The sequence below is a fragment of the Hymenobacter lapidarius genome, assembly GCF_001816145.1.
In the GTDB taxonomy this organism is placed as follows: domain Bacteria; phylum Bacteroidota; class Bacteroidia; order Cytophagales; family Hymenobacteraceae; genus Hymenobacter; species Hymenobacter lapidarius.
Genome location: NZ_MDZB01000091.1, coordinates 29311 through 54273 on the forward strand (window position 1 = coordinate 29311; position 24963 = coordinate 54273).

Below are 24963 nucleotides of genomic sequence, written 5' to 3' on the forward strand. Positions count from 1 at the left end.
GGGGGCCAGAAGGAAAGGGCCGGCCATTACGCCGGCGGGCCACTCAGGGCATGTCGAACCAGAGGGGGCGCGTGATGTAGTCGGGGTCGTTGCCGCCGACGCGGGCCACTTCGTTGGGGTTGGCGGTCACTTCGGTGGCGCCCGGCAGCAGGCGGCGCGGGTAGCGGCGCGTGCGGTCGGTCTGGCCAGACAGGATGCTGTTAGCTCCCACCGGGTACAGGAAGTTGACGTAGATGTTCTCGTCGAAGTCGAGGCGGCGCAGGTCCGACCACGAATCCGGGTTCAGGAACATGGCAATGTATTTCTGCTCCATGATGGACCGCAGCGTGACGGCGGCCTCCGTCTGGGGCATGGCCGCGCTGGCCAGGTAGGCCGTAATCTGCGCTTCGGTAATGGCTGGGAACGTGATAACAGGCGGCCCGAAAGTGCCTCCTACCCCAATCTTGCGCATATGGGCCCGCACGCCCTCGCGCAACGAGGCCAGGGCTTTAACTCTATCGCCGGCGCGGAAAGCCGCTTCGGCCTCAATGAACTTGACCTCGTGGTAAGTGATAACTTCGTAGTAGCCTAGGTCGCGGGCGTACCAGCTTGCGTAGAAGTCGGTGGTGGTGGTGCTACCGGGGGCCACGTTGGTGCCGGCCGGGGTCGTGACCCCGGGCCGCCCGCCGGTGCTGGTGGTGGGCGCAATGATGCCGAAGCGCGGGTCAACCACGCCGGCAAAGGTGGTGCCGTTCAGGTAGTTGATGAGATTGGTTGAGAACGTGGCACCGCCGAAGTTGGAGCGCGTGATGCCGAAGATGTTGGTGGTGTTCACGAGCGGCGCCACGGGCGTCTGGAACTGCAGCTGGGCGTCGTCGGCGCTGCTGCGGAAGGCCAGGGCGCACAGAGCCAGCACGGCGGCGGGGTCGTAGCTGGCTTTTTTGGTGAGGTGCTGGGCCTGGCGGGCTTTTAGGGCGTAGGCCAGGCGCGTCCACTTGCCGGGGTCGCCTTTGTAGAGAATGTCGCCGCTTTCGCTGGGCGAGGTGCTATAAAAAGGGCGCTTCTGGCTGCTGGCGGGCTTGGCCATTTCCACCACGCCTTCGTCGCAGAGGCGGTTGATGTCGCCATAGAGCTTTTCCTGCGGGTCGTACTTGGGCGTGAAATTGGCCCCGCCCTGGTAGGCTTCCGAGAAAGGCACGTCGCCCAGCATGTCGGTGAGATGGGCCAGAATCACGGCCTGCATGATTTTGCCGGCTCCCACAAAGTACGAGGAGCCTTCTTCCTCCGCGGCCTTCACCATGCCGGGAATATTACCGCCCGACTGAAAGTAGGAGAAGTTGAAGGTGTTGGTACTTTGGCCGTTGGTAAAAAAGTACTGGTCGTTGGCGCTCAGAGGCGTCCGGTTCACGATGTACTGGGTGATGAAGTTCACGCGCAGCGCCGAGAACATCTGGGTTTGGATGCCGTTGGAAATGATGCCCGGCAAAATGAAATTGGGCGTGGCAACGGTCGGGTTGTTGGGGTTGGTGTTCACGTCGAGAAACTTCTCGCATGCCGTGAGGGCGCTGCCACCAAGCAGCAGGCCCAGCCCAAGCAGGTATTTTTTGGCTATCATATCGCAGTTGTCGATTATTAGTTGATGATTGTCAGCATTGAGGGTTGAGGGCCGTAACCAGGTGATATTCTGCCTGGGCTACGGACCGCCAACCACTGACAATTAGAAATTTACCCGCAGGCCCATGTCAACCCCGCGCGTCGCCGGAACGTTGCCATAATCAAACCCGCCCGAGCCGCCGCCGCGCACACCGGAACCGGCAGCTGCCGTTTCGGGGTCGGCGCCGGTGTAGTTCGTCAGCAGCACCAAGTTGCGTCCGGTTACGCTCAGCTCCACGCTCTTGATGAACTTGGTAGCGCTCAGCCAGGAAACCGGCAGGCCGTAGCTCAGGGTCACGTAGCGCAGGCGGGCCCACGAGCCGTCTTCGATGAAGGCCGTACCGGCGGCGCCCAGAATGCTGGTGTAGTAGGCCTGGGTAAGCTCCACGGGGCGGGTGTTGGGCGTGAAGGTGCCGTCGGAATTGCGTACCACGCCATCGAATACGACCTGCTTGTAGCGGTCGGCGGTGCGTTCCGAGGTGCCCACCGTGGTCTGGTACCAGTCGTTGCCGTTAATCACCACGCCGCCCACGCGGAAGTCGAGCAGCGAAGTCAGCGACAAGCCTTTGTAAGTGAAGGTGTTGGTGAACTGGGTGGTGAAGCGTGGGGCCCGGTTGCCGGCGTAGGCAAAGGCCGGGTTCACCACCGGATAGCCCGTGGCCCCGTTGATGATGATTTTGCCGTTATTGGGGCTGTTGGGGTCGTTTACGCGGCTGAAGTCCGAAGCGCCCACGCCCGATATAGGACGGCCGGGGAAGGCGCCGCCCTGGTGCACGTTGGTGATGAAGGCATCGGACTGGAACACCACCGTGAGGGGGGTAGGCAGTTCTTCCACGCGGTTGGTGTTGTGGTAGAAGTTGGCGATGACGTCCCAGGTGAAGCCCGACGGCGTTTTCACGGGCGTGCCGGTGATGGCAATTTCCTGGCCCTTGTTGGTCACGATGCCGCCGTTGATGTACTGCAGGATAAAGCCCGCGGCTTGGCTCACGCGGGGTGCGATGAGCTGGTCGCGGGTGCGGGAGTAATAGTAGTTGAAGTCCAGCCCGAGCCGGTTTTTTAGGAACTGCAGCTTCACGCCGGCTTCGTAGGTGCGGGTGCGTTCGGGCTTCAGGTTGGGGTTTGAGCCGAAGAAGTCGTTGCGGAAGCCGCCGCCGATGAACTGGTTCTGCGTCAGGGCCGACAGCACGCGGTAGGGGCCGGTGTCGCGGCCCACTTCGGCCACCGAGGCCCGCAGCTGGCCGTAGTTGAGGATGTTGCTTTGCTCCAGGCCCAGCGTTTTGCTGAACTCGTAGCCCAGGCCGGCCGAGCCGTAGAGGAAGCCCTTGCCAAATATTTTGCCTTCGTCGGGCCGGGGCAGCGTCGACGACTGGTCGTAGCGGGCCTGCAGCTCCAGAAACACTTGGTTGAAGAAGGTGGAGTTCAGGCGGGCAAAGTTGCCGATGAGGTGGCGCGTGGCGTCGCGTTGCAGAGCGTTGCGGTTCACCGTGTTGTTGAGGCCGATGAAGGTCGGGTTCTGAAAAATCAGGCCGATATAGTCCACGGCCTCGCTTTCATTCGCCTCAATGGTGTTGCCCAGTATCAGAGAACCACTCAGGTTATCGTTCACGGTGTGCGTGAGCGTGGCCAGGCTAGTGGCCGTAATCAGGCGGGACTGGACCACGCTTTCGGCTAGGCCGCCGTTCTGGTTGCCCACCTGCGAGGTGCCCACGGCACGCACCGAAGTGGTGCGCGTGGTGTACAGGTCGGTGCCGATGTTGTGGCTTAGCTGCAGCCAGCCGGTGGCCTTGAATCCCAGCTGCACGTTGCCGATGAAGCGGTTGGTGCGGTCGGTCTGGGGGTTGTTCCTCACCGTCCAGTACGGGTTGTCGGCGTCGGCGTCGGTGCCGTTGCCCAGGGCCAGCAGGCGGCGGCGGCTGCCGTCGGGGTTGAGGAAGTTACGGGCGTCGTCGTCGCGGGGCCAGTTCAACAAGCTCAGCATGAAGCCGCCCGACGAGCCAAACAGGCCCGGCCCCTGAATGGGCCGCTCGCCGCCCGAAGTCAGGTACTGGCTCGAGCCGCTCACGCTCAGCTTGGGCGAAATCTCGGCCGTGCCCGACAGGCGCACCGTGCTTTTGTCGTAGCGACTGCTCGGCGTCACGCCGGTTTGCTCCAGGTTGGAGGCCGACACAAAAAAGTTGGCCTTCTCCGACCCGCCCGACATGTTCAGGAAGTTCTGGAAGGCGTGGCCCTTCTGGTAAAAGTTGCGCAGGTTGTCGTACACTTCCTGGCCCGGCGCGAAGCGCGGGCCGTAAGAAATGCGCGTGGCCGCGTCAAAAATGCCGTTTGAGCCGCGGCCGTACTCGCTCTGCATTTTGGGCAGGCGGTTCACTTCGTCCACCGAGTACTGGGTGCGGAAGTTGAGCGTAGTGCGGCCGGCCACGCCCTTCTTGGTGGTAATCACCACGGCGCCGTTGGCGGCGCGCAGGCCGTAGAGGGCCGCCGCGGCGGGTCCCTTCAGCACCGTAATGCTGGCAATGTCTTCGGGGTTGAGGTCGCCGGCGCGGTTGGCCGAGCCCACCGAGCGGCCCAGCAGGCCGTTGAAGGCCGAGCCGCCGCCCGGTGCCGTGCTCTCCTGAAACGAGCTGTTGTCCATTATCATGCCGTCGATGACGAACAGCGGCTGGTTGTCGCCGTCGAGCGAAGTGCCGCCGCGAATGATGATGGAAGCACCTTCGCCCGGCGAGCCCCCCGAGGAAGTAATGTTGACGCCGGCCACTTTGCCTTGCAGCGCGTTCACCACGTTGGTCTGGCGCGAGTCGATGATGTCCTTGGCCTTCACTTCCTGCACGGCCGTCACCAGCTCGCGCTTGTCCTGGGTGATGTTGTAGGCCGTCACTACCACCTCGTCGAGGCCGGTGGTGCTTTCTTTCATGTTCAGGTTGATGGTGGCGTCGGAGCCCACGGTGCGCTCCTGCGAGGCGTAGCCGATGAAGCTGAACACCAGCACCGCACCGGGGGCGGCCTGCACCGCGTAGCGGCCGTCGGCCGCGGTGGTGCTGCCCACGGTGGTGCCTTTCACGAGCACCGTCACGCCGGGCAGCGGGCTCTGGTCAGTGGCCGAAGTCACGATACCGACCACGGTGCCGGCCGTTTGGGCCCGGCCGGGGGGCGCCAGCAGCACGCCGAGCAGCAGAAAGAGAAACCAGTATTTTTTTTTCATAGGGAAATGGAACGGGATGGAAAAGGAGGGGAATGATGGAAAACAAAAAAACCGGAACCCGGCGCCGCGCGCTATCAGGTTCCGGCCGTGGGGGTCGGACAAAGCCTTACACTATTACAATAGAACGGCTTGACACTCATAAAACCCTTGCAAAACGCCATCAAGCGGAGTGCTGCTAACTCAAATGTGCGAATTATTCGCCTAATAGTTCTTCTGCTTTCGCTAATTAATAACCTTTTAAGCCACTTACCATTCAAAATATAGTTATACTATCTGTCAATAATTATCTATTTGATATTCAAACCGGCTTTGAATACCGCCCGGCTTTCGCCACCTTTCCGGCCGTTTCCACTTTCCAGGTCCCCATGGCTCCAACGCTTGCTACCCTACCCGCCACGGCCGGTGCCCGCCTGCCCGTCAGCCTTTACGCCGATTCGGAGGAAGCCTCCGCCGCCGTGGCGGCCGAAATAGCCGCCCTCATCCGGACGCGCGCGGCCGAAAACGAGACCTGCGTGCTGGGGCTGGCCACGGGCTCCTCCCCCACCCGCGTGTACGAGGAGCTGGTGCGCCTGCACCGCGAAGAAGGCCTGAGCTTCCAGAACGTGGTCAGCTTCAACCTCGACGAGTACTTTCCCATGGCGCCCGACTCGCTGCAGAGCTACGTGCGCTTCATGCGCGAGTACCTGTTCGACCACGTCGATATCCGGCCCGAAAACGTGCACGTTCCCGACGGCACGGTGCCGCCGGAGCAGGTGGCCGCGTACTGCCTGGACTACGAAGCGCAGATTCGCGCGGAGGGCGGCATCGATTTGCAGCTGCTCGGCATCGGGCGCACCGGGCACATCGGCTTCAACGAGCCCGGCTCGGGCCCGGCGTCGCGCACGCGCCTCATCACCCTCGACCACGTGACGCGCACCGACGCCGCCTCGGACTTCTACGGCGAAGAAAACGTGCCGCGCCGCGCCCTGACCATGGGCGTGGGCACCATTCTGGAAGCCCGTAAAGTAGTGCTCCTGGCCTGGGGCGAAGGCAAAGCCGCCGTGGTGAAGCGCATGGTGGAAGGCGACGTGACCGATACCGTGCCCGCCACCTACCTGCAGCGCCACCCGGCCGTGCAGGTGGTGCTGGACGAGGCCGCCGGCGCCGAACTCACGCCCCGCAAAACGCCCTGGCTCCAGGGCCTGCCCTGCAACTGGCACGACGCCGCCCTGGTGCGCAAAGCCGTGACCTGGCTGGCCCGCACCGTCGGCAAGCCCATTCTCAAGCTTACCGAGGAAGACTACAACGAAAACGGCCTCTCGGAGCTGCTGGCGGAGTCGGGCCCGGCTTACGACATCAACATTCGGGTGTTCAATGAGCTGCAGCACACCATCACGGGCTGGCCCGGCGGCAAGCCCCACGCCGACGACACCTACCGCCCCGAGCGGGCGGCGCCGTTTCCCAAGCGCGTGCTCATTTTCTCGCCCCACCCCGACGACGACGTGATTTCGATGGGCGGCACCCTGCTGCGGCTAGTAGACCAGGGCCACGAGGTGCACGTGGCCTACCAGACTTCCGGCAATATCGCCGTGTTCGATGAGGAGGCCCTGCGCTTCGCGGATTTCGCGGCCGAGTACGACCTGAACTTCCAGCAAAACGACCCGGCCGGCGAGCAGTTTTACCAGCGCGTGGCCGATTTCCTACAAGCCAAGGCCCCCGGCCAGGTCGACTCCGAGGAAGTGCAGCGCCTGAAGGGCGTCATCCGCCGCGGCGAGGCGCGGGCGGCCCTGCGCTACGCCGGCCTCGACCCCACCACCCGCGCCCACTTCCAAAACCTGCCGTTTTACGAGACCGGACGGGTGCGCAAAAAGCCGCTCAGCGACGAGGACATTCGCCTCACCATGGAACTGCTCAAGCGCATTCAGCCCCACCAGATTTACGCGGCAGGCGACCTGAGCGACCCGCACGGCACCCACCGCGTGTGTCTGGCGGCCATTTTCCAGTCCATTCAGCAGCTCAAAGCCTCCGGCACCTCTTGGCTCGACGACTGCTGGGTCTGGCTCTACCGCGGGGCCTGGCAGGAATGGGACATCTACCAGATTGAGATGGCCGTGCCGCTCTCGCCGCAGGAGCTCACGCGCAAGCGCCGCGCCATTTTCAAGCACCAGTCGCAGAAGGACCGGCCCTTGTTCCCGGGCGCCGACCAGCGCGAGTTCTGGCAGCGCAGCGAGGCTCGTAACCGCACCACCGCCAAACTGTACGATGAGCTGGGCCTGCCCGAGTACGAGGGCATTGAGGCGTTTGTGCGCTGGCAGTTTTAGTTTTAACAAGTAGCTTTCCCGCAGAGGGCGCAGAGGAAGGCGCAGAGGTCCGCAGAGTGCGGATTGCTTTCTGAACGACTCAGCGAACCTCTGCGCCTTCCTCTGCGCCCTCTGCGGGAAAGCTAAACCCCACCCTATGAACCCTTACCTCGCCCGCCTGCACCAGATAGCCAGCCAGCCCAGCCGCCGCATCATCGGCCTTATGTCGGGCACCTCGCTTGATGGATTGGATGTGGCGCTGTGCCGCCTCACCGGCCACGGGCCGGGCACGCAGCTGGTGCTGGAGCAGTTCCGCACCGTTCCTTATAGTGATGACACGCGGGCGCGCATCCGCACCGTGTTTGCCCGGGAGCAAGTCAGCCTGGAGTACCTCACGCTGCTCAACCCCTGGCTGGGCAGCTTGCATGCCGCGGCCATTCTGGACTGCCTGCGCGAATGGAGCATTGCACCCGCCGAAATTGACCTGATTGCCAGCCACGGCCAGACGGTGTACCACGCTCCGCAACACCAGCACCAGCGCGCCGACTTCCCGCGCAACGCCACCCTGCAGCTGGGCGATGGCGACCACGTGGCCGTCGAAACCGGCATCATCACCCTCAGCGACTTCCGCCAGAAGCATATTGCCGCCGGCGGCGAAGGTGCGCCGCTGGCCGCGTACGGCGACTTCCTGCTCCTCAGCAGCCCCGACGAAGAACGCCTGCTCCTCAACCTCGGCGGCATTGCCAACTTCACCTACCTGCCCCGCGCCGGCGGCGATGCCAGCACCGCTTTCAGCACCGATACCGGCCCGGGCAACACTTTGCTCGATGCCACGGTGCGCGCCCAGCGGCCCGGCCTGCAGTACGACGAGGACGGGCGGCTGGCAGCAGCCGGCCAGGTGCACGAAGGGCTGCTGGCGGCGCTGCTGGACCATGCGTTTTTTGCTGCCCCGCTGCCCAAAACCACTGGCCCGGAGCTCTTCAGCCCAGCTTTTTTGGCGGAGGCGCAACAGCGCAGCGGCACCTCTCACCTGCGCCTGGAAGACACGCTGGCCACCCTGGCCGAACTGAGTGCCGTGGGCGTGGCCCGGGCCGTGCGGGCGGCTTTTGCGGAGCGGGCCATTCCGGCGGCCGTGTATACCAGCGGCGGCGGGGCGCACAATCCGGCCTTGCTGGCCGCCCTGGGCCGCCACTTGCCCGAAGCCCGCTTTGGGAGCACCGATGCGCTGGGCGTGCCCGGCGATGCGAAAGAAGCCATTTTGTTCGCAGTTTTGGCCAACGAAGCGGTAGCCGGCCAGCCTATCAGCATTGGGGCGGGGCGGCAGCGGGTGCCCGCGGTGAGCATGGGCAAGATTTCCTTTCCGGGCTGACGCCCGAAAATCAAGAAGGCATAAGCATAGACAACCCGCTTTGCCGACCATGAATATATTGCATAATCTGAATTATGTACATTACGATTTGAGTAGCCAAAGCACCAGTAGCATTTCCACCCATTTTTCATTTTTTCTATGTCCCACCCCTACAATTCGCGTGGCCTGCCGGGCTACTTTCTGAGCTTTTTGGCGGCGCTTGTCCTCTTGCTCGGTGAGCCGGCGGCGGCTCAAAACACCCGCTACACCATTCAGGGCCGGGTAACCGATGCGACCAATGATGCCCTGCCGGGCGCCACGGTGCGCCTGCTCAATACGGTAGTGGGCACCTCGTCGGGCGCCGACGGGCGCTTTGCCATTGATGCCGGCCTCTCCCCTGGCACCTACCAGCTCGAAATCTCCTCGGTGGGTTACCGGCCCGTGCGCCGCGCCGTAACGCTGGGCGCCGAGACCACCGTAGCGGTTGGGGATGTGGGGCTGACCGAAGACCGGGTGGGTCTAAACGAAGTGGTGGTGACCGGTACTTCGGTGGCCACCAGCAAGCGCCAGCTCGGCAACACCATTGCCACGGTGAGCGGCGAGGAGCTGCGCACAGTGGTGCCCACCCAGATTGACCAAGCGCTCCAGGGCAAGTTCGCGGGCGTGCAGATTACTCAGAACTCGGGCAACCCGGCCGGCGGCATCTCGGTGCGGCTGCGCGGGCCCAGCACCGTGGCCGGCTCCTCCGACCCGCTCTACATCATCGACGGGGTAATTGTGAACAACGACTCGCCCCAGCTGCTCGACCTAGGCGGCTACGCCCAAAACCGGTTGGTCGACATCAGCCCCAACGACGTGGACCGCATCGAGGTGATTAAGGGCGCGGCGGCGGCGGCCATCTACGGCTCGCGGGCCTCGAACGGCGTGGTGCAGATTTTCACCAAGCGCGGGCGCGACGGGGCCCCGCAGATTACGGTGTCGTCGCAGTTCATGGTGTCGCAGTTGCGCAAGAAGCTGGACGTTAACCGTCACCCCTTCCGCTTCACCAATACCGTGGCCACCGACCTGAGCCAGGTGCCGGTGACGCGCTACGACTACCAGGACCAGATTTTCAGGACCGCCGTGGGCACCGACGACTACGTGTCGCTGAGCGGCGGCACCAACGCGACCAAGTATTTTGCCTCCGGCAACTACTTCCGCAACCAGGGCATCGTGGACAACACCAACTTCAGCCGGGGCGGCGGCCGGGTGCGCCTGCAGCAAACCCTGGGCTCGAAGGCCAGCCTGAGCGTGGGCGCCAACTACACCCTGAGCCAGAGCAAGGAAGTGCCCAATGGCGGCATCAGCGAGGCCTACGGCGCACTCACGGGCTTCATTTTCTCCAACAACTTCATCGACCCCAGCCGCGACCCCGCTACCGGGCGCTACCCCAGCACGGCCCTGAGCATTGCCCGCACCAACCCGCTGGAAGCCATCAACCGTTTCGATTTCCGCCAACGCACCTCTCGCTTCATCGGCGACGCGCAGCTGAACCTCACGCCGTTTGAGGGCTTCACCCTCGACTATGTGCTGGGCTACGACGCCAGCACGCAGGTGGCTACGGGCTTTATTCCCACTGGCAGCACCGCTCCCACCTACACCGCCGGCTACGCCCGCCGCGCAGACCAAACCACAATTCTCGTCAACAACGACCTGACGGCCAGCTACCGGCGCGACTTCACGGAGTGGCTGGCCAGCACCACCACCGTGGGTGGCACGCTGCAGTACCAGCAGGGCTTCGCCACCGGCATTGTGAGCACCACGCTGGCCCCCATTGTGCAAACCACGGGCAGCGGCATTGCCGTGGCGAGCGAGTCCCGCTCGGAGCGCAGCATCCGCGGGGCATTTGCCCAGCAAACCCTGGGCCTGGGCAACCGGCTGTTTCTGACCGGGGCCCTGCGCGTGGACGTGGCCTCGGTGTACGGCCCCAGCAACCGCACCCAGTATTACCCCAAGGCCAGCGTGGCCTACGTGGTATCGGAGGAGAAATTCTGGAAAGACGGGCCGCTGGCGCGCCTCGTGCCCCAGTTGAAATTGCGCGCCTCCTACGGGCAGGCGGGCAACCTCACCGCCATTGGGCCCTACGACCGGTTCACCAACTTCGGGCCGGTGGTGGCGGGCACCCTGCCGGGCCTGCTCACGTCCACGTTGCAGGGCAACTCGGTGCTGGGCCCGGAGCGGCAATCCGAGTTTGAAGTCGGCACCGACCTGGGCTTGTTTGGCGGCCGGGTGGGCATCGAGTTCTCGTATTACGACAAAAAAGTAACCGACCTGCTGCTGCGCCGCGACCTGAACCTGAGCAGCGGCTTCACCACGCGCTTCGACAACATCGGCAACATGCGCAACCAGGGCGTGGAGCTGCTGGTGCGCGGCACGCCGGTGCAGAGCGCGGCCGTGAAATGGACCGTGACCACCACCTTCACCCACAACACGAACCGCATTACCAACATCCCCAACGGCCTGCTCACCTTCCCCGACGGCTTTGGGCTGGTGGCGGCCGTGGAGGGCCGGCCCTTGGGCACGTACTACGGCACGTACTCGGCGCGCCGGCCCGACGGCTCGCTGCTGCTCACGGCTGGCGGCCTGCCCCAGCGCGAGCGCGGCACTCAGGGCACGTTTGGGGCACCCAATGTGCCCCTGCGCGGCGCCGACGGCCAGCCCAGCGGCACGCTGCTCAACGGCGTGCTCGGCAACCCCAACCCGCGCTACGTGGCCTCGCTTATCAACGAAGTGGAGCTGCTGAAGGGCAACCTCGTATTCCGGGTGCAGTTTGACACCCAGCAGGACTTCGACGTGTTCAACTTCACGAAGCGCGTGGGCACCCGCGACATCTTTGGCGGCCTGGCCGGCTACGAGCCCGAGCTGCGCGGCGAGGTGGCCAAGGGCAGCAGCATTGCCGCCTACAACACGTTTGATAAGTGGATTGAGGACGGTTCCTTCGTGAAGCTGCGCGAGGCTTCGGTGAGCTACCGCCTCACGCCCAAGCTGCTGGGCCTGCGCGACCTGCGCCTTTCGCTGGCCGGTCGCAACCTGTTGGTGTTCACCAAGTACAGCGGCTACGACCCCGAAGTGAGCGCCGCTGGCCAGAGCAACGCCGTGCGCGGCTTCGATTTCGTGGAGGTGCCCATTCCGCGGGCCGTGTCGCTGGGCTTCAACGCCTCGTTTTAGAGCAGCGAGGTCAGCTAAAAAAGAACGTCATGCTGAGCGGAGCCGAAGCATCTCTACCGCTTGGTTGCAGCCGCATTGATTACTAATGCGGCAGAGAGGTTTCGACTCCACGGACGCCAGATGAGCATGACGGACAAAATATTGATTTTACACTTCGACATTCCTTTTGATATGAATTTCATCTTCACCCGGCCGCGCCGCCTGGCCGCCCAGTTCCTGCTCGGGGCGGCTCTACTGGCCACCAGTGCCTGCAGCCTCGACCTGCCCAACCCCAACGCCGGCGACGACGTGCAAACCCTGACCACCCGCGAGGGCCTGTTTGCCCTTAGTGTGGGCCTGCGCCAGGCGTATTCCACCTCGGCGCTGGAGCCCATTATCCTCACCACCGGGGCCACGACCCGCGAGGTGAAGGGCGTCACCACGTTTTTTAACGTTACGGAGGTGGAGCAGGGCGGCGCCCAGCTTTCGCCCAACAACGCCAACACCACGGCCCTGTTTGCCCGCAACTACCGCGTGGTGCGCGTGGCCGACCAGCTCATTGCCGCCGCGCCCGGCGTGCTGGCCGCCGACGCCCCCGCCCGCAGCGCGGTGCTCGCTAATGCCTACCTGTTCAAGGCCGCCGCGCTGGCCGGCGTGGCCCAGGGCTTCGAGCAGGGCCCACTCACGGCCAGCGACGGCGCGCCCGCCTTCGTGCCGCGCGCACAGTTGCTGGCCGAGGCCATTCGCCTACTCGACCTGGCGGCCACGGAGTTTGCCAGCAACGCGCCCCCGGCCGACTTCAACACCCAGGTGCTGGGCGCCGGTTTTAACCTGCCCAACACCATCCAGGCCTACCGCGCCCGCTTCAACCTACGGGCCGGCAACTACGCCGCCGCCCGCGCCGCCGCCAACCTCGTGACCCTGACCGTGCGTTCGGCCTTTGCTTACTCCAACCAACTGCCGAACCCCATTTTTCAGAACTCGACGCTGGCGGGGGCCAACTTCCGGCCGCGCGACAATTTTGGCCTGCCCGCCGCTCTGGTAGAGCCCGGCGACGGTCGCCTGGCGTTTTTCCTGAGCGGGCCGGTGGTGGTGGACCGCAACAACGGCAGCACCGATAATGTGCGCACCTTGGCCGGGTTCTTCCTCACCCAAACTAGCGACATCCCGGCTTACCAACCCGACGAAATGCGCCTCATACGGGCCGAAACCAACCTGCGCCAGGCCACGCCCGACCTTGCCGCGGCGCTCGTCGATATCAACGCCGTGCGCACCCAAACCACCGGCGACCCGTGGAACGTGTACCCCAACCTGCCCGCTTACGCCGGCCCCGTCACTGTGGATGCCCTGCTGCTGGAAGTGTACAAGCAGCGCAGCGCCGAGCTGTTTCTGAGCGGCCAGCGCCTGGAGGACAGCCGCCGCTTCGGCCGCCCCGCCCCGCCCACCAGCCTGGCCGAGCGCAGCCGCAACTTCTACCCCTACCCCCAGCAGGAGCGGGTGAATAACACCAATACCCCAGCCGACCCGGCTATTTAGGTTATCATACTGAGCGCAGCGAAGCATCCTGTCACGTGAAAACGACTCGCTCAGTGGCGATAAGATACTTCGCTGCGCTCAGCATGACAGACGGCGCGGGACTGTCCTCCAATACCCGGCGAATTCCGACCTTAGCAGCGTTTCCTTTCCCAGCTCGCCGCCCATGAATACCGTTACCCAAGCTGCTGTGGCCACCACGGGGGCCCAGCCGCTGGTTGAGGCCTCGCAGCCCGGCCGCCTCGTTTCGCTGGATGTCTTCCGCGGCATCACCGTGATGGCCATGATACTGGTGAACAACCCCGGCGACTGGGGCCACATCTACCCGCCCTTCGAGCACGCCGAATGGAACGGCTGCACACCTACGGACCTGATTTTCCCCTTTTTCCTGTTCATTGTGGGGGTGAGCCTGGTGTATGCTTTGGATGGGGTGAAGCAGCAGGGCGGCCCGCAGGGGCCAGTGCTGTGGCGCGTGGCGCGGCGGGCGGCGGTGCTGTTTGGGCTGGGGCTGCTGCTGTCGCTCTACCCCAAATTCGACTTCTCGGTGGTGCGCATCATGGGGGTGCTGCAGCGAATTGCCTTGGTTTTTCTGGGTTGTGGCTTCATCTTTTTGAAAACCAGCTGGCGCACCCAAGCGTGGCTGGTGGTGGTGTTTTTGGTGAGCTACGCGGTGCTGATGCAGGTGGTGCCCGTACCCGGCTTCGGCCCCGCCAACCTGGAGCCCGCCACCAACCTCGGCGCCTGGCTCGACCGGCTGGTATTTAGCGAAGCCCACCTCTGGAAATCCAGCAAGACCTGGGACCCGGAAGGCCTGCTGGGCACGCTGCCCGCGCTGGGCACGGGCCTGCTGGGCAGCCTCACCGCCCAGTGGCTACGGCGGCGCGACCAAGAGCCCGCCGCCAAAGTGGCCTGGCTGTTTGTAGCCGCCGGCGCTGTTACCATCCTGGGGCTGGTATGGGCCCCGTGGTTCCCCATCAACAAAGCCCTGTGGACCAGCCCCTACGTGCTGTACACCGGCGGGCTGGCCATGGCAGGGCTGGCGGCCCTCTACTGGATATGCGACGTGCAGGGCTACCGCGCCTGGACCAAACCGGCACTGGTTTACGGCGTCAATGCCATTCTGGTGTTCTGCCTGTCGGCCCTGCTGTCCCGCACCTTCGGGCTGTTCAAACTCACCGGGCCAACGGGCAAAACCGGGGGGCTGAAAGAGTGGCTCTACGAATGGGGCATCGCGCCGTTTTTCACCGACCCGCGCGCGGCCTCGCTGGTGGGCGCGGTCGTGCTCATCATCATCTGGTATTTTATTCTGAGCTGGATGTATAAGAAAAATGTAGTACTGAAGGTGTAAACTCCTGAGTTGTCATCATTCTAGCCGTTTCCTTACATATATTTACTGAACACTCCCTTTCATCCTTTTCTTCTTAGCAATGCGACTCTACCTTCTACCAGCACTGGGGATTTTCATCTCCCAAATATCTCAGGCACAGGACTTAACTAGCCGAGGCGTCATGACGCCTGAAAAGCTCCTGCCCTCAGGTCAATCCGTAGGGGGAGTTAGCCCACGGCCGACCGGAAGCCCAGACCCCCCCTCACGCGCCCGGACAACTACCCAGAGCCCAGCCCCAACCACTGGCCCTGGCGCTCTTACGGACCCCTCCTCCGCCCACATGCTGCCGTATTGGACGCGCGGCACCGTACAGCCCTACGCAGGCCCAGCCATGCACCCTTGGCTCAAGTACGACCTTATCTTCAACAAACTCGTGTCCCGTTTGCCCTCCGGCGAATCTGCTCAGGTCGACTTAGACAATATCCGGGAATTCACCCTAGGCGACTCGCTTCTGGGGACTCAGCGTATCTACCGCCGCTACCTCACCGCCCGCATCGAGAATCCTGCCCTGCGGCTAGCCTTTTTTGAGGTGCGCTACGACGCCGGGCGCGCGGCCCTGCTCTGCCGCCGCTCCGTGGGCATGGTTTCAGATAACGCCGCCCGGGGCCGCAACTCCGCCCTGCGCCAGCGTGTGGTCACCACGTACTTTATTAGGACACCGGACAATAACCTGGCCCCCGTTGCCCTTGCCGAAGCAGCTGTGCTGGCTGCTTTGGGCCCCGCCCACGCCACGGCTACGGCCGCTTTCATCCAGCAGAAGCGCTTAAAGCTGGACAAAGAGGCAGACGTAGTGGAGTTATTAGCTTACCACGATACCTTGTAGCAACTCCTGGCTGACAGCTGTCACTGCGTACTGCTCTGCAGTGGCAGTGGCAGTGGCAGCTCAGATTAGTAGTTTGGCAGCATCTGCCAAACCCCAAAAGCTCATTACTTAGTGGCATTTGACTCGCTTTAAGGAGTTTGCGCATATCGCATATATCAGGCAGCCAGCGAGTCTACCATGAAAATTCTCATCATCGGCGGGGGCAACATGGGCCTGACCTACGCCCGCAGCTTCGTGCGGGCGCACATCACCTCTCGGCTCGACCTGCGGCTGCTGGCCCGCTCGCCCGAGCGGGTGCCGGCCCTGACCATTCACGAAATCGGTACGGTGTGGGGGCACCCCGGCGAGTGCGTGCCCGGCGCCGACCTGCTCATCCTGGCCGTGAAGCCACAGGATTCGCCCGCGCTTTTTGAGTCGTTGCGCGGCCTGGTGCAGCCCCAGCAGGTGGTGCTCAGCATCATGGCCGGGGTGCGCATTGCCACGCTGCGCGAGGCCCTGGGCACGCCCAAAGTCATTCGGGCCATGCCCAACCTGCCCGCCCAAATCGGCATGGGCATGACGGCCTTTACCAGCACCGACGCCGTGACCCGCGCCGAGCTGGTGCAAGTGCAAAACCTGCTCAGCACCACCGGCAAAACGGTATACGTGGAAGAAGAAGCTGCCATTGACGCGGCTACGGCCATTTCGGGCAGCGGCCCGGCCTACGTGTACTACTGCATGGATGCCCTAATGGCGGCGGCCACCACCATGGGCTTCAGCCCCGCCGAAGCCGAGCTGCTGGTGAGCCAGACGTTTCGGGGCGCCGTGGAGCTATATTCCCAATCGGGCCTGAGCTGCACCGACTGGATTGCCAAAGTGGCCTCCAAAGGCGGCACCACCGAAGCCGCCATGCGGGCTTTTGGGGCCGGGCAAGTGCGCGAAGGCCTGATGGCCGGTGCCGGCGCTGCCCGCGACCGGGCGGAGGAACTGGGCAAGTAGAAATCCAGGCAGCCCACTTTTATGCCTGGTTATGTTTCATCGAAACTGTTAGAAAGTCCCTGGGCGGTCATGCTGAGCTTGTCGAAGCATCTCTACCGCGCCTCCTGTCATCCTGAGCTTGCGAAGACCTTCTCACAGCGGAACGATTTGTTCTAACCTGATAAGATGCTTCCTTCTTCAGCATGACAGGAGGTGCGGCAAAGATGCTTCGACAAGCTCAGCATCACGGTCCTATTCTGAAATGTTGTAATGCACCTTACGCCACCGAATAGCCCGCAAAATCCTTGCGAATCTGCGTTTTGAGCAGCTTGCCGGTGGCTGTGTGGGGCAATTGCTCCACAAATTCCACGGCGTCGGGCTCGCAGAACTTGGCCACTTTGCCTCGGAAGTAGGCGAGTAGCTCTTCGGCCGACACCTCCATGCCGGGGCGGCGCACCACTACCAGGAGGGGCCGCTCGCTCCACTTGGCGCTAGGCACCCCAATAACGGCGCCTCGGCCACGGCGGGGTGGCCCACGGCCAGGTTTTCGAGGTCGATGCTGGAAATCCACTCGCCGCCGGACTTAATGACGTCCTTCGAGCGGTCGGTGATTTGCATGAAGCCGTCGGCGTCGATGGTGGCCACGTCGCCGGTGCGGAACCAGCCATCGGCGGTGAGTTCGCCGGACGTGCCGCTGCCGTAATAGTCGCGCACCACCCAGGGGCCACGCACCAGCAGGTCGCCAAAGGCCACGCCGTCGTGCGGGAGTTCGTGGCCGTCGTCGCCCACAATCTTCATGTCTACGCCATACACGGGCCGGCCCTGCTTAGCGCGCAGCGCCAGGCTGTCGGCGGGGCTGAGGGCGGCGTGTTTGGGTTTCACGCTGCTGGTGGTGCCCAGGGGGCTGGTTTCGGTCATGCCCCAGGCGTGCAGAATGGTCACATTCAGCTCTTCTTCGAAGGCCTTCATTAGGGCCGGCGGGCATGAGGAGCCGCCTACTACAGTGCGTTTCAGGGTAGAGAACCTGCGGCTGCCTTCGCGCATAAACTGCAGCAGCCCCAGCCAGATGGTGGGCACCCCAGCCGAGAACGTAACGCCTTCGGCCTCAAACAGCTCGTACAGGCTGGCGGCGTCCATGCCGGCGCCGGGCAGCACCAGCTTGGCCCCGTTGAGCGGCGCGGCGTAGGGCAGGCCCCAGGCGTTGACGTGGAACATGGGCACCACGGGCATTATCACGTCGCGGGCCGAGCAGCTCAGGGCATCGGGCAATGAAATGCCCAGCGCGTGCAGCACCGCGGAGCGGTGCGAGTACAGCACGCCCTTGGGCTGGTCGGTGGTGCCGGAGGTGTAGCACAGCGAGCAGGCCGTGTTTTCGTCGAGCATGGGCCACGCGTAGTCGGCGGTTTCGGCAGCCAGCAGGTCTTCGTAGCTGCACAGGCCGGGCATAACAGAAGCGGCGGGCAGGTGGGCGGCGGGCGTCATCAGCACCCATTTTTCTACGGTGGGGCACAAAGGCGCCAGCCGCTCCACCAGGGGCAAAAAGGTCAGGTCGAAGAACAGCAGCCGGTCCTGGGCGTGGTTGATGATGTAGACGAGTTGCTCCGGGAACAAGCGCGGGTTGATGGTGTGGCACACCGCCCCAATGCCCGCCACCCCGAAGTACAGCTCGAAGTGCCGGTGGGTGTTCCAGGCCAGCGTGCCCACCCGGTCGCCGTTGGCCATGCCCAGCTTCAGCAGGGCGTTGGCCAGCTGCTTGCTGCGGCCGTGCGCGGCGGCGTAACCGTAGCGGTGCATGCCACCCTCGGGCAGGCGCGAAACAATTTCGGTATCGGCGTGCCACTTGGCGGCGTGTTCCAGAAGGCCAGCTACGCGGAGCTGGTCGGTCATCATGAGTCCTTGCATGGGAAGCGGGGTGGGAATGAAAGTAGAAGTGTAAGGTAGCAACGGCCCACACATTTTCAGCCGATTAGGCGGCAAACAGGCGGTTAATTAAAACGGGGAAAGCAGTACCCAATGCGGCACCCTTTCCCCGTTTCAATCTTACTCAGCCGGTGCGTAGCGCCAGCTAGTCGATGTCGAACAGCAGGCCCGCGTACACGATGCGGCCCTGGCTGGGCGCGCCGTATACCTGGAAGTTGGTGCTGTCGAAGAGGTTGGTGCCGCCCACCTGCACAGTGGTGTGCAGCTTGGCCACGGTGTAGCCCAGCTGCGCGTCCACGACGTGGGCCGTGGGGATGGTGCCGGTGGCAAAAGTCGACTCGAAGGTGTAGCTGCTCACCCGGCGGAAGTTGGCGTTGTAGCTCAGCTTGCGCTCGAGCAGCAGGCCGTCGACGCCGAGGTTGAACTTGTGCTCAGGCGTGTTGAAGAACGACAGCGTGCCGGGCTGAAAGTCCTTCGTAATGAGGGCGTTGTAGCTGTAGTTGCCGGTGGCCGTGAGGGCCGGCGAGAAGGTGTAGCCCAGCGAGATGCCCGCGCCCTGGCTTTTCACCGTCTGGTCGACGTTGGTGTTGATTTGGATGACGCGGGTGGGCAGCGCCGCGTTGGCGAAGCGGAACGGAGCTGCCGCGCCTATCTGCGCCGTCGTGGGCCGGCTGCCGTCCACGTTGCCGATGAAGTTGCGGGTGGCAATGAAGTTGTCGTAGGCGCTGTAGAAGTAGTCGAGGTCGACGAAGAGCTTGCTGGTGAGCTGGCCGCGGTAGCCCACTTCGCCGCTGTTCACTTTTTCGAGCTTCAGACCGGGGCTCTGGTACTCCAAGGCAGCCAGGTCGGCGGCGCGGGTGGGGGCCAGAATGCCGGGCAGCTGGGTGGCCAAGCCGGTGGTATAGCCCCGGAAGCCCGCGCCCACGTTGCCCACCAGGATGGCCCGGCCCACGTCGAGCCGGATGTACTGGGCGTCCTGCGAGGCCGCGCGGAAGGCACGGCTGTAGCTGGTGCGGAAGTTGTGCTGCTTCTCGGCGCCCACTGAATACACGGCCGATACGCGGGGCGAGAAGGCGGTACCAAAGTTCTGGAACCGGTCCACGCGGCCAGCGGCAGCCAGCTTCAGGTGGTCGTCCAAAAATGCCCTACTGGCTTGGGCGTAGGCACCGTACTCGTAGTTCCGGATGCGGCCGCTTTCGCGGGTGTCTTCCAGAAGGCTGCCATCAGAGCCCAGGTCGTAGCGGCGGTAGGAGCCGCCCACCACCACATCCACGATTTCGGAGTTGAAGTTGTACTGGCCGCTGGCTTCGGAAAGTACCGAGCGCAGAATGAGCCGGGCGCCCTGCCCGGGCGTGGGGTTGTGTATGATGCGGTCGCGGGCGTCCTTAAAGGCCTGGGTGCCAGGCTGCAGCACGGGCGCCACCGTGTTGGCCGTGGTGCGGGCCGTGAGGGCGGCTGCGTCGGCATTGCCGCCGTTGGCCTGGAGGGCAGCGTTGTAAGCGGCCGCGTAGGTGCCGAAGTAGCGCTGGGCGTAGGTTACCGGGCGACCACTGGCGTCCACCACGGGTTGGCCGTTGGCGCCCACGGCCTGCTGCAACTGCAGCACTCCGCCCAGAAAGCCCAGGTTATAAGAACCATCGGTCTGGGGGTCGCGCCCGCCCGAAAAGTCGCGGGTCTGGAAAGCCCGCACAACCCAGTTGCGACCTTCGATGGCCAGCTTACCCTGCTGGGCGCCGGTGTTCACGATGCGGTAGCGGCTGGCGGCCTGGAAAGTGGTATTGGTGGCCGCGTAGCGGTAGCTGGCCGTAGCCTTGATGTTGTCGGTGAGCTTCACCGCCAAGCTGGGCGACACCTTCACGGAGTACGTGAGGTTGTTGCCGGTAATCAGGTCGGCTTCCGAGAAGCCGGGCAGGAAGACCGTTTTGCCAGCCAGCGCCCCGCCGGTGGCCCCGAAGGTGTTGCCCGCGTCGCCGTACACGCTCACCGCGTCGTAGCCCAGATTGGAGCCAGCGGGGTTGTTGGCCGGTTCAAGCAACTTGGAGGTGGCGTCCAGGTTGTTGCCGGTGAAGTCGTTGGCGCGGATGCCGCCGCCCGATATCTTAAAGGCCACCCGCTCACCGAGCTTCACGGCGTAGCGCAGCTGGCCGTCGAGCAGGTCGCGGTTGCCGCCGCGCAGGCGCACCGAGAGGCCGGTATCCTTAAAAGGGTCTTTCGAGTTGGTGAGCAGCACGCCGTTGAAGGCGTTGGCGCCGTAGAGGGCCGAGGCCGGGCCGTGCACCACTTCCACGCTGGCCACGTCGAGAATGGGCGTACCGAGCAGGTTGCCAAAGTTCGAGCTCAGGCTGGGCAGCTGGGTGTCGGCGTAGTCGGCCAGCTGAATCACGCGGTCGGAGCGCGACGAGCTGAAGCCGCGGGTGCTGAAGCTGGTCAGCAGCATGCTGGAGTTGCTCACGTCAATGGACTTGAACCGGGCCAGCCCCGACACGAGGTCGGGCGTGGTGATGTTGTTCACCTGGCGCTGGTCGATTTTCTCCACTGTCACCGGCACCTGGCCAATGCTTTCTTCAATGCGCGAGGCCGACACCACTACTTGGTCGAGCATGCCGCTGGTGCGCATCTTCACCACTAGTGCGGTTTCGGGGCCGCTCAGCGGAATGTTCTGGGCGGCGAAGCCCACAAACGAAACCACCAGCACCACGGGGGCTTTTGCGAAGTCGGCCTTCAGCTCAAAGGCACCCTGCTCGTTGGTGGCATCGCCGGTGCCCGTGCCCCGGATTAGTACCGTGACGCCGGGCAGCGGCCGGCCGGCCTCATCTTGTACCGTGCCGCGCACGGTTTGCACGTTTTGAGCCCACCCGCACAGCGGCAGCCACAGAATTAATAAAAAACCAGCGAAGAGGTGGCGCATACCGTCAGGATTAGGTGGGGTTTATTCCACAAACCTAACTACTTATTGTCTAATTGAAAAAAAATTTATAGTATGCAAGCATAATAATTTTGGTCAATACATATAACTGAGTTCGTTTTTACAAAAAAAACAGGTCTGCGGGCGTTGGTAAGGCCAGGGTGCGTGCGGTCTAGCGGGCTACTTGCGCACCGCTTCGATGGCCAGTTGCAACAGCGCCGAGCGTACGCCCAACTCCGTCAGCCGGTTGTTTTTTCGCGACGGATGCACGCGGTTGGTGAGCAGCACCACCACCAACTCTTCCTTGGGGTCGACCCAGAAATAAGTGCCCGTGAAGCCGGTGTGGCCGTAGCTGCCGGGCGAGGCGCCTTTGGCCGAATTCACCGTGGGGTTGGCGGCCGGGCGGTCGAAGGCCAGGGCGCGGCGGTTGTCGGGGCAAAACTGGCAGCGCGTCCAGTCAGCCAGAATCGCTTGGTTGAACAGCTGCTGGCCGCCGTAGCGGCCGCCCCAGGCGTAGGTCTGGGCCAGCTTGGCCACGTCGTTGGCGTTGCCAAACAGGCCGGCGTGGCCCGAGAGGCCACCGAGCAGGGCCGCGCCCTCGTCGTCCACGGTGCCGTGCAGCAGTTGCCCGCGGAAAGCCGAGTCCACCTCCGTGGGCACGATGCGCGCGAGCGGAAAGCGGTTGGTGGGCCGGAAGCCCAGGGTGGTGGCGCCCAGCGGGCCGTACACTTCGCGCTGCAAAAACGCGTCGAACGACAGCCCGGTGCGGGCTTTCACCAGCTCCGGGTACAGGATAAAGGAGAGGTCGGAGTACACGTAGCCCGGTTTCTCGTTCAGCGGCGACTCCCCTATTTCCTTGTAAATGCGGGCTGGCAGGGTTTTGCGCGCCCACAAGCCATTGGCCGCCTGCAGCGGGAACCGCGCCGACGAATCGGCCCGGAAGTAGCGCCGCCGCAGCTTGCCTTTTTTATTCGTGAGCTCCTTCCAGAACGGAATCCAGGCTTTGAGCCGGGCCTGGTGGGCCAGCACGTCGCGCATTTTCAGCCCCTCCTTGTTGGTGCCGCGCAGGAAGGGGAAGTAGTTGCCCAGGGTGCTGTCGGGGCTGAATTTGCCCTGCTCCTGCAGCCGCAGCAGCGCCGGGGCCGAGGCCATGAGCTTGGTGAGCGAGGCCAGGTCATAGATGTCGCCGTCCTGCACCGGACGGGGCACCGAGATGTTCTTCGGGCTGGGAGCTGGCTCCTGGGATTTCCTGCCGGCACCGGCGCTGGCTATGAAGCCGGCATAAGTCTGGCTGCCGTAACTTTTGCGCAGCACCACCGTGCCGCGCCGCGCAATGACCACCTGCGCCCCTGGAAATGCCTGGGCGGCCAGCGCCTGCCCCACCAGGCTGTCCACGCGGGCTTCCAGGCGGCCGTCCAGGCCCACGTCTTCGGGGTTGGCGTAGCGCAGGCGGGCGTTGCCGGGCGTGCGCAGCCCAAAGCCGCGCGGGTAGCGGTCCGACACCGTAACGGGCAGCTTGCCGCTGGCCGCACTGCCCCCAAAGATGACCTGCGCGGCCAGGCTTTGGGCGTCTTTGCTCTCCTGGTACGCCAGCACCACGGCCCCGGCGCGGTCCAGGTCGCGCACGCGGGCCACGGCGTAGGCCGAGCCGAACACGCTCAGCACCACCTGCTGTTTCTGGCTCACCAGCTCGCGGAGCAGCAGGTTGGTTTCGGGCGTGATGCCGAAGCTGGTGGCGGGCAGGCGGCCGAGGCCCTGCAGAGCCACCAGCACCACGTTGTAAGGCTTCAGGCTCTCGCGCAGCTTGGTGAGCTCATCGAGTGTGGGCGTGGCCGCAACCCGGAAATGGGCCGCGGGCGCGTAATCGGCCACGGTTTTCTGGAAGTCAGTGGTGTCGCGCGCGGTGCCGCCAATCACCAGCGTGGCAATGCGCAGGGTGTCGAGCCGCTGCAGGGGCAGCAGGTTTTTCTGGTTGCGCAGCAGGGTCATGCTCAGCTCGGTGAGGCGGTGGCTGAGGTACTGCGCGTGCGGCTGGTTGAGGTCCGGGATGAGGTTTTTGGTCTCGATGGGCCGATAGCGGTGCAGGCCGGCCCACTGCTTGAGGGCCAGCACGCGGCGGCAGTGCACGTCGATTTCCTGCTGCGAAATGCGGCCGCTGTCCACGGCGGCGCGCACCATCTGGATGGCCAGCGGCACGTTTTTGCTGAACTCCAGAATGTCGTTGCCGGCCATGAGGGCGCGCACGTCGGCCTCGCCGGGCGGGTACATGCTGATGACGCCCTTCATGTTCATGGCATCGGTGAAAATCAGCCCTTTGAAGCCCATTTTATCGCGCAGCAAGTCCGTGACGATGGGCCGCGACAGGGTGCTGGGGCCTGGCACCGCGTCCAGGGCAGGCACGTTGAGGTGGGCCACCATCATGCCGCCCAGGCCGCCCGCAATCAGGCTGCGGAAGGGCGGCAGCTCCAGGGTGTCGAGCCGGCGGCGGTCGACGCGCACCGTGGGCAGGGCCAGGTGCGAGTCGGCGTCCACGTCGCCGTGGCCGGGGAAGTGCTTGGCCACGGCCAGAATGCCCGCGTCCTGCATGCCGCGCATGTACTGGCGGCCGTCGCGCGCCACCGCCGCCGGGTTTTCGCCCCAGGAGCGGAAGCCGATGACGGGGTTGGCGGCGTTGTTGTTCACGTCTACCACCGGCGCGAAGTTGACGTGCATGCCCAGCCGCTTGAACTGCCGGGCCACTTCCGTGCCCATGTCGTAGAGCAGGGCGGTATCCACATCGCCGCCCAGGCTCATTTGGTAGGGGAATTTCACCACGCTGTCGAGGCGCATGCCCACGCCCCACTCGCCGTCCATGGCCACCAGCAGGGGCACCCGGCTTTGGCTCTGGTAGCGGTTGAGCAGGCGCGCCTGCCGCCCCGGCCCGCCTTGGAAAAATATCAGCCCGCCGATGCCGTACTGCTGAATCAGGGCCGAAATCGAATCTTCGTCGATGCGCTTGCGGTTGGAATAAGCCGCCACCATAAACAGCTGCGCCGCCCGCTGATTGGGCGTGAGCACCCGCATGAGGCTATCGACCCAGGGCGAGTGCAGGTACTGGATGAAGCCCGGGTCGCTGGGTTGTGGGGTGGCCCCAGCGGTGGGCTTGCGCATTACAGGCTGGCGGCCGGCTCTTTTGGTCTTGGCGGGTCCTGCCGACACCTTTCGGCTGAGTGCCTGGGCTTTGGGGCCGGCCGCAGGGAGTTGGCGGAAAGCCGCTGGCCTGGGCTTGGGCGCAGCGCGGCGCTGGGCCGGGGCCAGTAGCGGGGCTGCCATTAATAGCAGCAGCGAGAGAGATTTGAGGAGCGACAAGGGCGAGGGCGGGATTTCTATGCGAAAGTAACGCCTGTCGCCACGAACCAACCCGGGCGCCGCAGGGGGGGTGGGGAACGAGACCGGCTGAGCCATCAGGGAAAAGCTGAGCCTGGGATAAATCCCCCGCCATTTCTAGTAAGTTCTTACGTATAAATACGTATTTAGGCTTTTGCCAAAAAAAAGTTAAGCTCTTGATTTACAAACACAAGTAATTGAATAGTAGCAACTTGTATTTTAAATTGTATTTTAAATAATTTATTATCTGCAGAATACTTATGACGACAGTTTCACCAATTGCCGTATGCAGCGCTACCTTGTTAATGCTTTTGACTGAATTCAAGTAGCTGCTCCATATTTCATCATAAAAGCTTGAAATCTTGTTTCGCCTGGAACAATTCGATGTTGTTTACTAAGCGCTGACGCCTCGTTGCATTACACTTTTT

At 63.8% G+C, this 24963-nt stretch carries 13 protein-coding genes; 7 read left to right on the plus strand and 6 right to left on the minus strand.

Features of this window, described 5'->3' with window-relative positions; genetic code table 11:
* Positions 1-43 precede the first annotated feature (43 nt).
* Both BEN47_RS06420 and BEN47_RS06425 read right to left on the minus strand, forming a co-directional pair.
* Positions 44-1594 carry a SusD/RagB family nutrient-binding outer membrane lipoprotein gene (locus BEN47_RS06420; protein ID WP_070726412.1) on the minus strand — a complete coding sequence of 517 codons (1551 nt, stop codon included), beginning with the start codon at positions 1592-1594 and terminating at the stop codon, positions 44-46.
* 102 nt (positions 1595-1696) lie between these two features.
* The gene (locus tag BEN47_RS06425) at positions 1697-4831 is read right to left on the minus strand and encodes a SusC/RagA family TonB-linked outer membrane protein (protein WP_070726416.1); all 3135 of its coding nucleotides are present in this window, start codon (positions 4829-4831) and stop codon (positions 1697-1699) included.
* A 365-nt stretch (positions 4832-5196) separates the two neighbouring features.
* Here BEN47_RS06425 and nagB point away from each other — a divergent pair, with 365 nt between their 5' ends.
* From nagB to proC, 7 genes are all read left to right on the plus strand, one after another.
* A complete protein-coding gene (gene nagB, locus BEN47_RS06430) occupies positions 5197-7131 on the plus strand; it encodes a glucosamine-6-phosphate deaminase (protein ID WP_070726418.1) in 1935 nt (644 codons plus the stop codon).
* Between the two features lie 136 nt (positions 7132-7267).
* Positions 7268-8479, plus strand: coding sequence for an anhydro-N-acetylmuramic acid kinase (locus BEN47_RS06435; protein ID WP_070726421.1), 1212 nt, complete (start codon positions 7268-7270; stop codon positions 8477-8479).
* A gap of 138 nt (positions 8480-8617) precedes the next feature.
* Complete coding sequence (locus BEN47_RS06440; protein WP_070726423.1) at positions 8618-11665, plus strand: SusC/RagA family TonB-linked outer membrane protein; 3048 nt, start codon at positions 8618-8620, stop codon at positions 11663-11665.
* A gap of 171 nt (positions 11666-11836) precedes the next feature.
* Positions 11837-13180 (plus strand): RagB/SusD family nutrient uptake outer membrane protein, encoded by a 1344-nt coding sequence (locus BEN47_RS06445; RefSeq protein WP_070726470.1) that lies wholly within the window; start codon positions 11837-11839, stop codon positions 13178-13180.
* A 163-nt stretch (positions 13181-13343) separates the two neighbouring features.
* Positions 13344-14525: an acyltransferase family protein gene (locus BEN47_RS06450; protein ID WP_070726426.1), complete on the plus strand. Its 1182-nt coding sequence runs from the start codon at positions 13344-13346 to the stop codon at positions 14523-14525.
* A gap of 412 nt (positions 14526-14937) precedes the next feature.
* Complete coding sequence (locus BEN47_RS06455) at positions 14938-15387, plus strand: hypothetical protein (protein WP_139147351.1); 450 nt, start codon at positions 14938-14940, stop codon at positions 15385-15387.
* A gap of 177 nt (positions 15388-15564) precedes the next feature.
* Complete coding sequence (proC, locus tag BEN47_RS06460) at positions 15565-16365, plus strand: pyrroline-5-carboxylate reductase (RefSeq protein WP_070726432.1); 801 nt, start codon at positions 15565-15567, stop codon at positions 16363-16365.
* 256 nt (positions 16366-16621) lie between these two features.
* On the opposite strand, the gene BEN47_RS21990 is transcribed toward proC, so the two are convergent.
* The 4 genes from BEN47_RS21990 to BEN47_RS06475 all read right to left on the minus strand — a co-directional run bounded on the left by BEN47_RS21990 (position 16622) and on the right by BEN47_RS06475 (position 24517).
* Positions 16622-16843 carry an AMP-binding enzyme gene (locus BEN47_RS21990; RefSeq protein ID WP_239691521.1) on the minus strand — a complete coding sequence of 74 codons (222 nt, stop codon included), beginning with the start codon at positions 16841-16843 and terminating at the stop codon, positions 16622-16624.
* Entirely contained in the window at positions 16804-18246 is a 1443-nt protein-coding gene (locus BEN47_RS06465) for a long-chain-fatty-acid--CoA ligase (protein ID WP_239691522.1), read from the minus strand. The genes BEN47_RS21990 and BEN47_RS06465 overlap by 40 nt, the downstream gene beginning before the upstream one ends.
* A gap of 163 nt (positions 18247-18409) precedes the next feature.
* Positions 18410-21172: a TonB-dependent receptor gene (locus tag BEN47_RS06470; protein WP_070726436.1), complete on the minus strand. Its 2763-nt coding sequence runs from the start codon at positions 21170-21172 to the stop codon at positions 18410-18412.
* Between the two features lie 177 nt (positions 21173-21349).
* Positions 21350-24517, minus strand: coding sequence for a serine hydrolase domain-containing protein (locus tag BEN47_RS06475; RefSeq protein WP_239691523.1), 3168 nt, complete (start codon positions 24515-24517; stop codon positions 21350-21352).
* Positions 24518-24963 lie beyond the last annotated feature (446 nt).

Coding starts and splice junctions, on each gene's coding strand:
- proC (WP_070726432.1), top strand. CDS start 15,565: ATGAAAATTCTCATCATCGGCGGGGGCAACATGGGCCTGACCTACGCC.
- BEN47_RS06470 (WP_070726436.1), bottom strand. CDS start 21,172: ATGCGCCACCTCTTCGCTGGTTTTTTATTAATTCTGTGGCTGCCGCTG.
- BEN47_RS06420 (WP_070726412.1), bottom strand. CDS start 1,594: ATGATAGCCAAAAAATACCTGCTTGGGCTGGGCCTGCTGCTTGGTGGC.
- BEN47_RS06450 (WP_070726426.1), top strand. CDS start 13,344: ATGAATACCGTTACCCAAGCTGCTGTGGCCACCACGGGGGCCCAGCCG.
- nagB (WP_070726418.1), top strand. CDS start 5,197: ATGGCTCCAACGCTTGCTACCCTACCCGCCACGGCCGGTGCCCGCCTG.
- BEN47_RS06440 (WP_070726423.1), top strand. CDS start 8,618: ATGTCCCACCCCTACAATTCGCGTGGCCTGCCGGGCTACTTTCTGAGC.
- BEN47_RS06445 (WP_070726470.1), top strand. CDS start 11,837: ATGAATTTCATCTTCACCCGGCCGCGCCGCCTGGCCGCCCAGTTCCTG.
- BEN47_RS06465 (WP_239691522.1), bottom strand. CDS start 18,246: ATGCAAGGACTCATGATGACCGACCAGCTCCGCGTAGCTGGCCTTCTG.
- BEN47_RS06425 (WP_070726416.1), bottom strand. CDS start 4,831: ATGAAAAAAAAATACTGGTTTCTCTTTCTGCTGCTCGGCGTGCTGCTG.
- BEN47_RS06435 (WP_070726421.1), top strand. CDS start 7,268: ATGAACCCTTACCTCGCCCGCCTGCACCAGATAGCCAGCCAGCCCAGC.